This window comes from Methylobacterium sp. GXS13 (assembly GCF_001455965.1).
Taxonomy (GTDB): Bacteria; Pseudomonadota; Alphaproteobacteria; order Rhizobiales; family Beijerinckiaceae; genus Methylobacterium.
The window spans coordinates 17271-30607 of record NZ_LKKO01000063.1 but is presented as its reverse complement, the minus strand read 5'-3'; the positions used below and the strand labels follow the sequence as shown (position 1 = coordinate 30607).

Sequence of the window (13337 nt, the reverse complement as noted above, 5' to 3'; positions counted from 1 at the left end):
CCCGGACGGGAACCGATCCGCCCCCCGGCGACGGTGCTTCTGCGAGAATGGCCCCTGGGGCCTTCAACCAGAAGAGGCGACCCGATGCCGAACCTGACGCGCTCCGCCCGCCGCTACGCCCTCCGCCTGCCGCGCCCCCGGGCCGGCGCCGCCGCCACCGGCCTGTTCCTGGCCGCCCTGGCGCTCTCCGCCGCGACCGTGCCCCTGGCCGAGCCGACGCTGGCCAGCACCGCCCAGGCCTCGCTGGCCCGCTGAGGAGTGACGGGGGAGGGGCTCCACTGGAAGACCCGCCCCGCCCGTGACGCGCGCGCTCCCTCTCCCCTCTGCGGGGGAGGGTGACCCCTGCGTCAGCAGGGGTCGGGAGAGGGGAACCCGGGTTCAGAAAAGGACAGAGCAGGCGGGCGGGCCACAGCCTCGTCCGGCACCGTCGCTCCCCTCTCCCGCCCCCCTTCGGTGGCCACCCTCCCCCGCGGAGGCTAGCAGATTCACACATCGGGATTGTTCTGCGGCAAGCCTCTGAAACACCACGCGTTTCCCCTCCCCCTTGCGGGGAGGGGCCAGGGGTGGGGGTGGTGCAGAATCGAACGTTACGGTGCCTTCTGAGCCACCCCCACCTCCAACGCCTCCCCGCAAGGGGGGAGGAGAGCGCGTTGCGCCTTCCAGCAGCCGATGTGTGAACATCGTAGCCCGTAGAGGGGGGAGGGACTGCACGCACAACGTCCGCTCCGTCCTGCAACCCCCACCCCCCGCCCGCCGTTGTCAGGCCGGGCGGAGCCCGCCCCGGAGGGATGCAGATGGGTTTGCTCGAATCGGCGATCGGCGGCGTGCTCGGTCAGGTGTTCGGCGGCCAGAAGCAGGGATCCGGGGGGATGTCGCCCCTGGTGAAGGCCCTGCTGATGCTGCTGCTCGCCAAGGGCGCCAACGGCGGCTTCGGCGACATTTTCGGGCGCGGCGGCCGGGGTGAGCCGGGGCCCGAGGCCGACCGGTCCGGCGGCGCCGGCCCCTACGGGCGCGATCCGGGCCAGCACCCGGCCGATGCCGGCGGCCGCGGCGACCCGGGCGATATCGGCGGCTGGGACCAGTCCGGCCAGCGCCGCGAGACCGGCCCCTCCGACCCGTCCCTGCCGCCCGGCGATTTTTCGGACCTGTCCGGCATGCTCGACGGCCCCGGCGAATCCGGCCCCACCGCGAGCCGCGCCGCCCCGGAGCATCAGGGCGATCCGGGACAGGGTGATCTCGGCGGCCTCGACGGCCTGGTCGACCGCTTCCGCCAGGGGGGCCTCGGCGACGTGATCGAGTCGTGGATCGGCCACGGCAGCAACCGCCCGGTGGCCCCGGCCCAGCTCGCCCAGGCGCTCGGCCCCGACACGCTCGACACCCTCCAGAGCCAGACCGGGATGGACCGCGAGGCGCTCTTGTCCCAGCTCGCCCAGGCGCTGCCGGAGGTGGTGCACGCGTTGACGCCTCAGGGGCGGGTGCCGGGGGCGGAGGAGAGAAGAGGGTGGTAGGAACATATTTTCGCATTTGCGTGGAACCGACTAAGAAAATAAAAGAGCAGCACATTGCGGCTGTCGTCGCCGCTGATCGGAGCAGCCATGGACATAGATTTAAGCAATATTGACCTTATTCAATTAGATATAGAAGACGTAAAAAACGTTTCAGATGAAGCTTCGGATGATTACTCTACTGATACGCCGTTCTATATTACTAGCTATGGCGCAGATTATACGGTCGACGGTCTTGTCAAGCGGCTAAAAGATGGCGTTTTTATCAAGCCTGATTTTCAAAGACTATATGTTTGGAATATCAAACAAGCATCAAGATTCATTGAATCTCTTCTGTTAGGCCTCCCAGTTCCTGGTATCTTTGTTTTTCGAAGAGAAGACAGTCGATATCTTATTGTTGACGGTCAACAGCGGCTGCTATCATTATCTTATTTCTACGAAGGTCGGTTTAAAGGTAAAGATTTCCGTCTTACAGATGTGAAAAAGCCTTGGAACGGCAGATTGTATTCTGAGCTTGACCTTGAAGATCGGATTCGTCTCGACGATGCAATTATTCATACTATTGTATTCCGACAAGATTTTCCCCAAGACAATAGAAGAAGTATATACGAAGTATTTGAGAGAATAAATACAGGAGGAATGAAACTTTCTCCCCAAGAAATTCGCATTTCTGTCAATCTCGGCGGGCTAACCCAGTTACTGAGATCGCTGAATAAAAACGAAGACTGGAGAGCCATCTATGGAAAGCCCAGCCCGCGATTGAAAGACGAAGAACTCATACTAAGATACTTATCATTGCTCTACAGACGCGCCTCATATAGTCGTCCAATGCGAGGGTTTCTGGATTCATTCATGGAAGCATTCGTCGATTTGCCAAACAATTCAGGCGATGATTTGCGGGTCGCATTTGAAAATACGATAAAAATTGCACGCCTATCTTTGGGTGATAAGGCTTTTCGTCCTCAGTCCGCCCTGAACACTGCAGTGTTTGACTCCGTCATGGTTGGCATCACGGAAAGATTACGAAAGGGTCCCATAAAGGATCTTACTGCACTGAAGACGAGCTACGACAATCTTTTGCAAGACCCAAATTATTTCTCGCATTATAATCGAGCGACAGCCGACGAAAGCAGTGTCACCGGGCGAATGGATTTGGCCGTAGCTGCCTTTGCGAACATAATATGATTCCTCAGTATAGACGCCTGCTACAAACAGCCACGCAGGTTATTTATTTATCCCGGAATGTTAGCGACGATTTTCATAGCAATCAATTAGCAGCACATGCTTGCGTACTGCTCTCGGGCGTCATTGAAGGCGCAGTTAGAGAAATCCTACCTGCTTTCTCAGACAAGAAATCCCATCCAGGAATTGCAACTTATGTAAGACATTCTCTGAAAGGCTTCGCAAACCCTAGCCCGGAAAAACTTTTCACTTTATTATCTCAATTCGACCCGAAAATTGAAACAAAATTAACGGATCAAAATTTCGAACAGTTACGAGACCATATTGGCTCGATTGTAGGAAACCGCCATTTAATAGCGCACGGCAAGAACACTGGGATTACGCCGAACCGCGTAGACGAATGGCGCAAATCCACAGTAAAGTTCTGCGATTTTGTGGAAGCGAATTTTAGCGCCGACTAACTGAACTCGGCTTTGTCGATCAAACCCGCCGCATCACCAGCGATGCATTCGTCCCGCCAAACCCAAACGAGTTCGACAGCACCACGTCCACCTGCTTGCGCTTCGCCTCGAAGGGCACGAGGTCGATCTTGGTCTGGACGGAGGGGTTGTCGAGGTTGAGCGTCGGCGGGATCACGCCGTCGCGCAGGACGAGGATCGAAAAGATCGCCTCGACCGAGCCCGCGGCGCCGAGCAGGTGGCCGACCGAACTCTTGGTGGAGGACATGGTCGCGCTCGCGGCGGCATCGCCCAGGAGGCGCTCGACGGCCTTCAGCTCCAGCTCGTCGCCCATGGGCGTCGAGGTGCCGTGGGCGTTGATGTAGCCGATCTCGGCGGGCGAGATGCCGGCGCGCTTCACCGCGGCGCTCATGCAGCGGAAGGCGCCGTCGCCGTCCGGGGACGGGGAGGTGATGTGGTAGGCGTCGCCCGAGAGGCCGTAGCCGACCACCTCGGCGTAGATCTTGGCGCCGCGGGCCTTGGCGTGCTCGTACTCCTCGAGCACGACGATGCCGGCGCCCTCGCCCATGAGGAAGCCGTCGCGGTCGCGGTCGTAGGGGCGGGAGGCCCTTTCCGGGGTGTCGTTGAAGCCGGTGGTCAGCGCCCGGCAGGCCGCGAAGCCGGCGATCGACAGGCGGTTGACCGGCGATTCGGCCCCGCCCGCCACCATCACGTCGGCGTCGCCCAGCGCCACCAGGCGGCTCGCATCGCCGATGGCGTGGGCGCCCGTGGAGCAAGCCGTGACCACGGCGTTGTTCGGACCCTTCAGGCCGTGGGCGATCGAGACCTGGCCGGAGGCGAGGTTGATGATCCGGCCCGGGATGAAGAACGGCGAGATCCGGCGCGGGCCCTTCTCGTGCAGGGTCACGGACGCGTCGTAGATGCCGCCGATGCCGCCGATGCCGGAGCCGATCAGAACGCCGGTGGCGCACTGGTCCTCGTGGCTCTTGGGATGCCAGTTGGCATCCTTCAGGGCCTCGTCGGCCGCCGCCATCGCGAAGACGATGAACGGATCGACCTTGCGCTGCTCCTTGGGCTCCATCACCGCGTCGGGGTTGAAGGTGCCGTCGGTGCCGTCGCCATACGGGACCTGCGCGGCGACCCGGCAGGGCAGGTCGGCGGATTCGAAGCCGCGGATCGGGCCGGCGCCGCTGTCGCCCGCGATCAGCCGGCTCCAGGTGTGTTGCACGCCATTGCCCAGCGGCGTGACCATCCCCAGACCCGTGACCACCACCCGCCGCATGCTACCTGTCCCGTCTTAGGAGCGCTCGCCCGCCGCCATCGGCGCCGGCCATCCCCGGAGCGCATCTCGTTCAACCGATCGCGGCCGGATCCGTGCCACGGAACCGCGAAACGCAGAACGGCGCGGGGGCTGCTTCGCCTCACCCGCGCCGCGTGAAACCGAATCCGGCGCCTCAGGCGGCCGAGTTCTTCTCCAGGAACTTCACCGCGTCGCCGACCGTCTGGATGGTCTCAGCGGCGTCGTCCGGGATCTCGACGTTGAATTCTTCCTCGAAGGCCATGACCAGCTCGACGGTGTCGAGGCTGTCGGCACCGAGGTCGTCGATGAAGTTGGCGCTCTCGACCACCTTCTCGGGCTCGACGCCCAGGTGCTCGACGACGATCTTCTTCACGCGCTCAGCGATATCGCTCATCGGTCTTCCGTCCTCGTCCTTTTGGTCTGTCAGTCGTCTCGGGGTGGTGCCGTGGCCGCGCCGCGCCCTTGCGGGCTTGTTGACGGGCCGGTGTCCGATCGCGCGTGTCTGGAGGTGAACTGGGACGGCCCCGCCGGGGGGCCTTGGACTGAAAACCCGCTGAACCGTCAACCCCCTGTACGGCTGCGGGGGGTGGTAGCACAGGGTTCCCGCCCTGGCGAGAGCCGTTCAGATTCCCTTCATGGGTGTGGCACGCGCGTGTCGGAAGGGTCGATTCGGAGCTAGAACATCGCCATGCCGCCATTCACGTGCAGGGTCTGGCCGGTGACGTAGGCGGCCTCGGCCGAGGACAGGTAGATGCAGGCGGCGGCGACTTCCGCGCCCTCGCCCAGGCGCCCGGCGGGCACCCGGGTCAGGATGCCCTCGCGCTGCTTCTCGTTGAGCGCGTCGGTCATCGGCGAGCTGATGAAGCCCGGGGCGATGCAGTTGACCGTGATCCCGCGGGAGGCGACCTCGGCGGCCAGCGCCTTGGTCATGCCGACGAGCCCGGCCTTGGCGGCGGCGTAGTTGCCCTGGCCGGGATTGCCGGTCGAGCCCACCACCGAGCCGATATTGACGATCCGCCCGGAGCGCCGCCGCATCATGCCCTTCACGGCCGCGCGCGAGAGCCGGAAGGCGGCGGTGAGGTTGACGGCGAGCACCTGCTCCCACTCGTCGTCCTTCATCCGCATGAACAGGTTGTCCCGGGTGATGCCGGCATTGTTCACCAGGATGTCGAGGGGCCCGATCGCCGCCTCGGCCCGCGGGACCAGGCCCTCCACCGACTCCTTGTCGGAGAGATCGGCCGCCACCGGGCTCGCGCGCTCGCCGAGTTCCGCCGCCAGGGCCTCCAGCGCCGCCGGCTTCGTGCCCGAGAGCGCCACGGTGGCGCCCTGGGCATGCAGCGCCCGGGCGATCGCCTGGCCGAGGCCGCCGGTGGCGCCGGTCACGAGGGCTTTGCGCCCGGTGAGATCGAACATGCGGGACTCCCTTTGTATCAGAGCGCGAAGGCCGCCACGTCCGCGGGCGTGCCGATCGCCGCGGCGGTCGCCTGGGGCGCGATGCGCTTGACCAGGCCGGTGAGCACCTTGCCGGCGCCGAGCTCGTCGAATCGGTCGACCCCGGCGGCCGCCATGGCGGCGACGCTCTCGCGCCAGCGCACGGTGCCGGTGACCTGCTCGACCAGCGCCGTCCGGATCGCCGCGGGCTCCGCCACCGGGGCCGCCGTGACGTTGGCGTAGAGCGTCACCCGGGGCGCCTTCAGCTCGACCTCGGCCAAAGCCGCGGCCATCGCGGCGGCGGCGGGCGCCATCAGGCGGCAGTGGAACGGCGCGGAGACGTTGAGCATCACGGCGCGCTTGACCCCGCGCTCCGTGGCGATGCCGACGGCGCGCTCGACGGCCACCCGGTCGCCCGAGAGCACCACCTGGCCGCCGCCATTGTCGTTGGCGACGTCGCAGACCGCGCCGTCGGATTCGAGGGCCGCCGCCTCGGCGATCCCGCGGGCCGCCTCGACATCGGTGCCGATCAGCGCCGCCATCGCGCCGACGCCCGGCGCCACCGCCGCCTGCATGGCCTGCCCGCGCCGGCGCAGCAGCCAGGCCGCATCCGCGATGGACAGGCTGCCGGCGGCCGCAAGCGCCGCGTATTCGCCGAGCGAATGCCCGGCCACGCAGGCCACGTCCCGGGCGAGGTCGAGGCCGCACTCGGCTTCCAGCACGCGCAAGGTCGCGAGGCTCGCCGCCATCAGGGCCGGCTGGGCATTGGTGGTGAGGGTCAGCTCCTCCACCGGCCCCTCGAACATCAGCCGCGCGAGCGGCTGGGACAGGGCGTCGTCGACTTCGTCGAGCACGGCCTTCGCCTGCGGGAAATTTTCGGCGAGCGCCTTCGCCATGCCCACGGCCTGGCTGCCCTGGCCGGGAAAGATGAGTGCGCGCATGGTCGGTCCTGTCGCTCTCGTCTCGTCGCGGTCGCCGCGCGACACGCGATCGCCGCCCGTGTCGGCCGAAATGGCTGGATTGCGCGGCGCGCACTCGCACCCGAGGGCGCGAGTGTCAACAATGCGTCGCACAATCCGGCCGGGGCCGTCCTCCCGCCTGCCGTGCGGCCCCGGGCCCGCCCCGCCCGCCAGACGCGCGCCCGGCGCAACCCGCTGTGCTTGTTGCACAACGGCATTCCGTGTAGAGTGGCGCCACACCCGACATCACCCGTCGCTTAAGCTGAGGAGCCGCCCCGCATGGCGCGCGTCACCGTCGAAGACTGCATCGAGAAGGTCGAGAACCGGTTCGAGCTGGTGCTGCTGGCGAGCCACCGGGCGCGCCTGCTCGCCGGCGACGCCCCGCTCACCATCGATCGCGACCGCGACAAGAACCCGGTCGTGGCCCTGCGCGAGATCGGCGACGAGACGATCACGGCCGACGACCTCAAGGAACAGCTGATCCACTCGATGCAGAAATACGTCGAGGTTGACGAGCCGGAGGCCGAGACCGTGCCGCTGCTGTCGAGCTCGCCGGCTGCGGCCGCCGTGGCCCCGCAATCCTCCAGCGACGATGCGGCGGTCCAGTTCGACCGCATGAGCGAGGAAGACCTGCTGCGCGGCCTCGAGAACCTCGCCCCGCCGGTCGAGACTGACGACGAGGGCGAGTAAACCCTGGACAGTGAGCCGCTCCACGTGGGCCTGGATGATCATGACCTGACCGCGACCGGACCCGGCGGAGACGCCGGGTTCTTGCGTTCGGACGGCGATACGGTCGCAACCGGCGCTTTTCCGCCGCCGGGGGCTGGCGCAGGCACGCCCGTTGCGGGAGAGTCGGGCGTGACTCCGACCCCGCGTGCCATCCAGGAACCGACGACGGCCCGGCGGATGATGCGCCAGTACGAGCTCGTCGAGCGGGTCAAGCGCTACAATCCGGCCGCCGACGAGGCGCTGCTCAACCGGGCCTACGTCTACGCCATGCAGGCGCATGGCACGCAGAAGCGGGCCTCGGGCGATCCGTTCTTCGCGCATCCGCTCGAAGTGGCCGCGATCCTCACCGACCTGCATCTCGACGACGCCACCATCGTGGCCGCGGTCCTGCACGACACCGTCGAGGATACCGAGGCGACGCTGGAGGAGATCCGCCGGCTGTTCGGGCCGGAGATCGGCGCGCTGGTCGACGGGCTGACCAAGCTCAAGCGGCTCGATCTCGTCTCCAAGCAGGCCGCCCAGGGCGAGAACTTCCGCAAGCTGCTGCTCGCCGTGGCGGCGGATGTGCGCGTGCTGCTGGTCAAGCTCGCCGACCGCCTGCACAACATGCGCACCCTCCACCACATGCGGGAGGACAAGCGCCACCGCATCGCCCAGGAGACCCTGGACATCTACGCGCCGCTCGCCGGCCGGATGGGCATGCAGGAGCTGCGCGAGGAGCTGGAGGACCTGGCCTTCCGCAACATCGAGCCGGAGGTCTACGCCACCATCACCCAGCGGCTCGCCCGCCTTACCGCCAAGTCCGAGCGGGTGGTCGAGACCATCGCGCAGGTGCTGACCGAAAAGCTCTCCGCCCAGGGCATTACCGCCGAGGTCAGCGGCCGGCAGAAGCGGCCGTTCTCGATCTGGTCGAAGATGGAGCGCAAGTCGGTCGCCTTCGAGCAGCTCTCCGACATCTTCGGCTTCCGGGTGATCGTGGACACGGTCCAGGATTGCTACGTGGCGCTCGGGATCGTCCATACCAGCTGGCCGATGGTGCCGGGCCGGTACAAGGACTACATCTCGACGCCGAAGCAGAACGATTACCGCTCGATCCACACCACGGTGATCGGGCCGAAAAGCCAGCGCGTCGAGCTGCAGATCCGCAGCCGCGCCATGGACGACATCGCCGAATACGGCATCGCCGCGCATGCCCATTACAAGGAACTCGGCAAGGACGTGCCCAGGGAGCCGGGCAGCGTCCACCCCAAGCTCGCCGCCGAGAGCGGCGCCTACCAATGGCTGCGCCGGACCATCGAGCTGCTGGCCGAGGGCGACAGCCCGGAAGAGTTCCTGGAGCACACCAAGCTCGAGCTGTTCCAGGACCAAGTGTTCTGCTTCACCCCGAAGGGCCGGCTGATCGCCCTGCCGCGGGGCGCGACGCCGATCGACTTCGCCTACGCGGTGCATACCGATGTCGGCAATTCGGCGGTGGGCGCTAAGATCAACGGCCGGATGGCGCCGCTGCTGCACGAGCTCGCCAACGGCGACGAGGTCGAGATCAGCCGCTCGGACGGCGCTTCGCCGCCGGCCGCCTGGGAATCCCTGGTGGTGACCGGCAAGGCCCGGGCGGCGATCCGGCGGGCGACCCGGACCGCCGTGCGCCGGCAATATGCCGGGCTCGGCCGCCAGATCCTGGATCGGGCCTTCGAGCGCGCCGCCAAGACCTTCTCGGAGGACAAGCTGCGCGGTGCCCTGCCGCGGCTGGCCCGGGCGACCACGGAGGACGTGTTCGCCGCCGTCGGACGGGGCGAGATGTTCTCCGGCGACGTGGTCCGGGCGGTCTATCCCGACCATCGCGACGAGCGCCGGCCATCGACGCCGCAGGGCGCGCTGAATGGCGCCGGCCGGCTCGTGCGCTCGGCCGACCAGACCATGCGGCTGACCTTCCCGGGCAGCGAGGGCCGCAGCGAGGCCATCCCGATCCGGGGCCTCGCCGGCGACCTGCCGGTGACCTTCGCGCCCAATGGCGGCGCGGTCCCGGGCGACCGGATCGTCGGCATCCTGACCCCGGGGGTCGGCGTCACCGTCTACCCGATCCAGTCGGCCGCACTCGCCGCCTTCGACAACGAGCCCGAGCGCTGGCTCGACGTCCGCTGGGACACGGAGGCCTCCGGCACCGAGCGCTTCCCGGCCCGGCTGGCGCTGAAGTCGATCAACGAGCCCGGCGTGTTCGCCCAGATCGCCCAGGTGATCGCCGACCACGACGGCAACATCGACAACATCTCGATGAAGCGGCGCACCCAGGACTTCACCGACATCACCATCGACCTGTCGGTCTGGGATCTCCAGCATCTCACCGCGATCATCGCGGAGCTGCGCGGCAAGCGCCCGGTCAACAGCGTCGAGCGCGTGAACGGCTAAGATCATCGCCGGCCCGACGGGGCGATGAACCTCAGGTTTTACGGATCAACTTCGGCCTTTTATCCCAGAGCTTGGGCGCGATACGTCGGGATACAATTTTTTGATCGACACTGCGCGGATTCGCCGCTAACGAGATCCGCATTCCTTCCGGTTGACTTGACAGGGGTGCGTTTCGCCCAAATGGTTGAAACGCCCGGGCGACGGTCGCCCCGAAGGGGCCGAGCCATTGCGCCTCGGATTTCATCCCCGTTCGGCATTCGATCGCGACGACGCGGCCCGGGTTTTCCGCCCGGATCTCTCTCAGCCGTTTCAGCCCACGATTTCCGGCGCCCCATATTCTTCAGGATCCGATCCATCCATGGCAGCACCGCAGCGCAGCGCTCTCTTCATCGACGGCGCCAACCTCTACGCGACCACCAAGGCCCTCGGCTTCGATATTGACTACAAGAAGCTGCTCAAGGAATTCCAGGCTCGCGACAACCTGCTGCGGGCGTTCTACTACACGGCCATGATCGAGGATCAGGAATATTCCTCGATCCGGCCGCTGATCGATTGGCTCGACTACAACGGCTATCGCGTCGTCACCAAGCCCGTGAAGGAGTTCACGGACTCGATGGGCCGGCGCAAGTACAAGGGCAACATGGATATCGAGCTGGCGATCGACGCCCTCGAACTCAGCCCGCATATCGACCACATGGTGCTGTTCTCCGGCGACGGCGATTTCCGCTCGCTGGTCGAGGCGATGCAGCGGCGCGGCGTCAAGGTGACGGTGATCTCCACCATCCAGACCCAGCCGGCGATGATCTCCGACGAGCTGCGGCGGCAGGCCGACGAGTTCGTGGACCTCGCGAGCCTCTCGAACCGCATCGGCCGCGAGCCGAGCGAGCGCCCGGTCCGGGCTGCCGGCGACACCGCCAGCCGCTACCGCGGCGAAGCCCGCCCGAGCCCGGCCCTCGAGAACCGCTACGGCATCCGCCAGCCGGAATCCGAAGAGGGCTGAGATCGGGGCTTAGCTTCAGGCGGCGCCGTCGAGCCAGTCGATCACCTGCTGGGCGCCGCGATCGGCGGGAAAGACCGGGTAGAACACCTGGGCGACCACGCCGTCGTCGATCACCAGGGTGAGGCGGGCCAGCAGCCCCTGCCCGCCCGCCGCGAAGACCGGCAGGCGGGCGGCCATCGCGAAGGCCCGGTGCGGGTCGGCCAGCAGCGGGAACGGGAGGTGCGGCAGCTCGGCCGCCTCCCGCTGGTAGGCGCTGGTCTGGGTCGAGAGACCGAAGACCTGGGCGACGCCGCGCGCCCGCAGGGCAGCATGATGATCCCGGAAATCGCAGGCCTGCGGGGTGCAGCCCCGGGCGCCGGGAATCGCGTCCCAATCCGGCGTCAGGGCCGGCTTCCCCGGCTCGCCGGTGCGCGGATAGGCATAGGCCACGGTCCGGCCGGAGAGCTTCGCGAGCGAGACCGTCCGGCCATCCGTGGCGGTGAGCGCCACGTCGGGCAGCGTCATCCCGCGCAGGTGATCGGCGGCGCCGTCATCCACGGGAGCCGGCAGGTCGGCGGGCAGGGCGTCGGTGCTGGGCTGCATGGGCGTCTCCTCAGATCGCGAGCCTAGATCGCCGCGCGCCGAAGGGGAATCGCCCGCTTTTAGGCTTCGCCCGCGCCGTCATCACGCGCGAAGCGCCATGACCCAGGGCAGCGCGGTGGTCTGGGATCGCGCGCCGCACTGGGTTGCTTCGCTCCGCTCGCAATGACGGAACGGCCGTGAACCGGTCTACCCCCGGTCCCGCAGCAGCCGCGCCCGGTCGCGCTGCCAGTCGCGCTCCTTGGCGGCCTCGCGCTTGTCGTGGGCCTGCTTGCCCTTGCCCAGGCCGAGCTCGATCTTCGCCCGGCCCTTGTCGTTGAAGTAGATCTTCAGCGGCACCACCGTGTAGCCCTGGCGCTGGGTCGCGCCGATCAGCTTGTTGATCTGGCGGCGGTGCAGCAGCAGGCGGCGCGGGCGCTTGGGCTCGTGGTTGAAGCGGTTCGCCTCCAGGTATTCCGGGATGTAGCAGTTGAACAGCATCAGGTCGCGGCCGGAGGGGCCGGCATAGGCCTCGCCGATCGTCGCCTTGCCGATGCGCAGGGATTTGACCTCGGTGCCGGTCAGCGAGAGGCCGGCCTCGAAGGTGTCCTCGATCGTGTAGTGGAAGCGTGCGGCACGGTTGTCGGCGACGATGCGCCGACTGGGCTCCGGTTTCGGGGCCATGTTGGGTGACTCTCCTCAGCCTTCCAGAAGGCCGGCGTGGCGCAGGGCCGCATCGACGATCGCCCGGGTGGCGTTCGAGACCGGCACCAGCGGCAGGCGCAGGTCCTCGGTCATGTGGCCGAGCTTGGCCAGCGCGTACTTGGTCGGGCCCGGATTGGCCTCGGCGAACAGCCCGCTCTGCAGCGGGAACAGCCGGTCCTGCAGGGTGAGCGCCTTGGCGTAGTCGCCCGCGAGCGAGGCCTCCTGCAGGTCGGCGCAGAGGCGCGGCGCCACGTTGGCCACCACCGAGATGCAGCCGTGGCCGCCCTGGGCGTTGTAGCCGAGCGCCGTCGCATCTTCGCCTGAAAGCTGGAGGAAGTTCGCCCCCATGGCCTGTCGCTGCTGGCTGACGCGGTCGATCTTGGCGGTCGCGTCCTTCACGCCGGCGATGTTCTTCAGTTCGAAGAGCCGGGCCATCGTCTCGACGCTCATGTCGACGACGGAGCGCGGCGGGATGTTGTAGATGATGATCGGAATGCCGACCGCGTCGTTGACGGCCTTGAAGTGGGCGTAGAGGCCCTCCTGCGTCGGCTTGTTGTAGTAGGGCGTCACCACCAGCACGGCGTCGGCGCCGGCGCGCTCGGCGTGGCGCGCCCGGGCCACCGCCTCGGCGGTGGAGTTGGAGCCCGCACCCGCCACCACGGGCACGCGGCCGCCGGCCTCGTCGATGCAGGCCTCGACCACCCGGTCGTGCTCGGAATGGGTCAGGGTCGGGCTCTCGCCGGTGGTGCCGGTGGGCACCAGGCCGTGGCTGCCCTGCGCGATCTGCCAGCGCACGAATGTCCGGAACGCGGCCTCGTCGAAGGCGCCGTCGCGGAACGGCGTCACAAGCGCGGTGAGCGAGCCCCGCAGGCGGCTCCCGGTCATCTCGGTCATCTCAGGCGTCCCGAAGAGTATGAGCTGGCGTCTCGGCGGACTGGTTGGCTGCGGCGTTCTCGGCGCCGCGCGTCCCGCGTGCCGTTCGGCCGCGGACGGGCAGACATAGAAGGTCGCGCCACGGTGCGCAAACAGATCGTGGCGAGGGTTTACGGGTTCTTAATGCCCCCGCGCCGATCTTCATTTCTTTCCACTCCGGTCGCGAGAAGGGGG

General features: G+C 67.0%; 14 protein-coding genes. 7 read left to right on the top strand and 7 right to left on the bottom strand.

The window, feature by feature from the left end:
* Window positions 1–84: 84 nt before the first annotated feature.
* The 4 genes from AO398_RS29115 to AO398_RS28485 all read left to right on the top strand — a co-directional run bounded on the left by AO398_RS29115 (window position 85) and on the right by AO398_RS28485 (window position 3148).
* Complete coding sequence (locus AO398_RS29115; protein WP_201025807.1) at window positions 85–255, top strand: hypothetical protein; 171 nt, start codon at window positions 85–87, stop codon at window positions 253–255.
* Between the two features lie 539 nt (window positions 256–794).
* A complete protein-coding gene (locus tag AO398_RS21620; RefSeq protein ID WP_058194256.1) occupies window positions 795–1508 on the top strand; it encodes a YidB family protein in 714 nt (237 codons plus the stop codon).
* 87 nt (window positions 1509–1595) lie between these two features.
* A complete protein-coding gene (locus tag AO398_RS27710) occupies window positions 1596–2690 on the top strand; it encodes a DUF262 domain-containing protein (RefSeq protein WP_082643392.1) in 1095 nt (364 codons plus the stop codon).
* On the top strand, window positions 2687–3148 hold the full coding sequence (locus tag AO398_RS28485; protein ID WP_152997597.1) for a HEPN domain-containing protein: 462 nt from the start codon (window positions 2687–2689) through the stop codon (window positions 3146–3148). The genes AO398_RS27710 and AO398_RS28485 overlap by 4 nt, the downstream gene beginning before the upstream one ends.
* Before the next feature lie 19 nt (window positions 3149–3167).
* Here the strand turns inward: AO398_RS28485 and fabF are convergent, their stop codons facing one another.
* From fabF to fabD, 4 genes are all read right to left on the bottom strand, one after another.
* The gene (gene fabF, locus AO398_RS21615) at window positions 3168–4427 is read right to left on the bottom strand and encodes a beta-ketoacyl-ACP synthase II (protein WP_058194251.1); all 1260 of its coding nucleotides are present in this window, start codon (window positions 4425–4427) and stop codon (window positions 3168–3170) included.
* 172 nt (window positions 4428–4599) lie between these two features.
* Window positions 4600–4839: an acyl carrier protein gene (locus AO398_RS21610; protein ID WP_007559070.1), complete on the bottom strand. Its 240-nt coding sequence runs from the start codon at window positions 4837–4839 to the stop codon at window positions 4600–4602.
* A 281-nt stretch (window positions 4840–5120) separates the two neighbouring features.
* Window positions 5121–5858: a 3-oxoacyl-[acyl-carrier-protein] reductase gene (gene fabG, locus AO398_RS21605; protein ID WP_058194250.1), complete on the bottom strand. Its 738-nt coding sequence runs from the start codon at window positions 5856–5858 to the stop codon at window positions 5121–5123.
* A 17-nt stretch (window positions 5859–5875) separates the two neighbouring features.
* The gene (gene fabD / locus AO398_RS21600; protein WP_058194249.1) at window positions 5876–6817 is read right to left on the bottom strand and encodes an ACP S-malonyltransferase; all 942 of its coding nucleotides are present in this window, start codon (window positions 6815–6817) and stop codon (window positions 5876–5878) included.
* 297 nt (window positions 6818–7114) lie between these two features.
* Between fabD and rpoZ the strand changes: the two genes are divergently transcribed.
* From rpoZ to AO398_RS21585, 3 genes are all read left to right on the top strand, one after another.
* A complete protein-coding gene (gene rpoZ / locus AO398_RS21595) occupies window positions 7115–7525 on the top strand; it encodes a DNA-directed RNA polymerase subunit omega (RefSeq protein ID WP_058194248.1) in 411 nt (136 codons plus the stop codon).
* A 216-nt stretch (window positions 7526–7741) separates the two neighbouring features.
* On the top strand, window positions 7742–9967 hold the full coding sequence (locus tag AO398_RS21590; RefSeq protein ID WP_058194247.1) for a bifunctional (p)ppGpp synthetase/guanosine-3',5'-bis(diphosphate) 3'-pyrophosphohydrolase: 2226 nt from the start codon (window positions 7742–7744) through the stop codon (window positions 9965–9967).
* Window positions 9968–10325: 358 nt separating this feature from the next.
* Entirely contained in the window at window positions 10326–10967 is a 642-nt protein-coding gene (locus AO398_RS21585) for an NYN domain-containing protein (RefSeq protein WP_058194246.1), read from the top strand.
* A gap of 15 nt (window positions 10968–10982) precedes the next feature.
* On the opposite strand, the gene AO398_RS21580 is transcribed toward AO398_RS21585, so the two are convergent.
* The 3 genes from AO398_RS21580 to dapA all read right to left on the bottom strand — a co-directional run bounded on the left by AO398_RS21580 (window position 10983) and on the right by dapA (window position 13124).
* A complete protein-coding gene (locus AO398_RS21580; protein ID WP_058194245.1) occupies window positions 10983–11549 on the bottom strand; it encodes a peroxiredoxin in 567 nt (188 codons plus the stop codon).
* Between the two features lie 186 nt (window positions 11550–11735).
* Complete coding sequence (smpB, locus tag AO398_RS21575; protein ID WP_058194244.1) at window positions 11736–12209, bottom strand: SsrA-binding protein SmpB; 474 nt, start codon at window positions 12207–12209, stop codon at window positions 11736–11738.
* A gap of 15 nt (window positions 12210–12224) precedes the next feature.
* Window positions 12225–13124 (bottom strand): 4-hydroxy-tetrahydrodipicolinate synthase, encoded by a 900-nt coding sequence (gene dapA / locus AO398_RS21570; protein WP_058194243.1) that lies wholly within the window; start codon window positions 13122–13124, stop codon window positions 12225–12227.
* Window positions 13125–13337 lie beyond the last annotated feature (213 nt).

Coding starts and splice junctions, on each gene's coding strand:
- AO398_RS29115 (WP_201025807.1), top strand. CDS start 85: ATGCCGAACCTGACGCGCTCCGCCCGCCGCTACGCCCTCCGCCTGCCG.
- AO398_RS21620 (WP_058194256.1), top strand. CDS start 795: ATGGGTTTGCTCGAATCGGCGATCGGCGGCGTGCTCGGTCAGGTGTTC.
- AO398_RS27710 (WP_082643392.1), top strand. CDS start 1,596: ATGGACATAGATTTAAGCAATATTGACCTTATTCAATTAGATATAGAA.
- AO398_RS28485 (WP_152997597.1), top strand. CDS start 2,687: ATGATTCCTCAGTATAGACGCCTGCTACAAACAGCCACGCAGGTTATT.
- fabF (WP_058194251.1), bottom strand. CDS start 4,427: ATGCGGCGGGTGGTGGTCACGGGTCTGGGGATGGTCACGCCGCTGGGC.
- AO398_RS21610 (WP_007559070.1), bottom strand. CDS start 4,839: ATGAGCGATATCGCTGAGCGCGTGAAGAAGATCGTCGTCGAGCACCTG.
- fabG (WP_058194250.1), bottom strand. CDS start 5,858: ATGTTCGATCTCACCGGGCGCAAAGCCCTCGTGACCGGCGCCACCGGC.
- fabD (WP_058194249.1), bottom strand. CDS start 6,817: ATGCGCGCACTCATCTTTCCCGGCCAGGGCAGCCAGGCCGTGGGCATG.
- rpoZ (WP_058194248.1), top strand. CDS start 7,115: ATGGCGCGCGTCACCGTCGAAGACTGCATCGAGAAGGTCGAGAACCGG.
- AO398_RS21590 (WP_058194247.1), top strand. CDS start 7,742: ATGATGCGCCAGTACGAGCTCGTCGAGCGGGTCAAGCGCTACAATCCG.
- AO398_RS21585 (WP_058194246.1), top strand. CDS start 10,326: ATGGCAGCACCGCAGCGCAGCGCTCTCTTCATCGACGGCGCCAACCTC.
- AO398_RS21580 (WP_058194245.1), bottom strand. CDS start 11,549: ATGCAGCCCAGCACCGACGCCCTGCCCGCCGACCTGCCGGCTCCCGTG.
- smpB (WP_058194244.1), bottom strand. CDS start 12,209: ATGGCCCCGAAACCGGAGCCCAGTCGGCGCATCGTCGCCGACAACCGT.
- dapA (WP_058194243.1), bottom strand. CDS start 13,124: ATGACCGAGATGACCGGGAGCCGCCTGCGGGGCTCGCTCACCGCGCTT.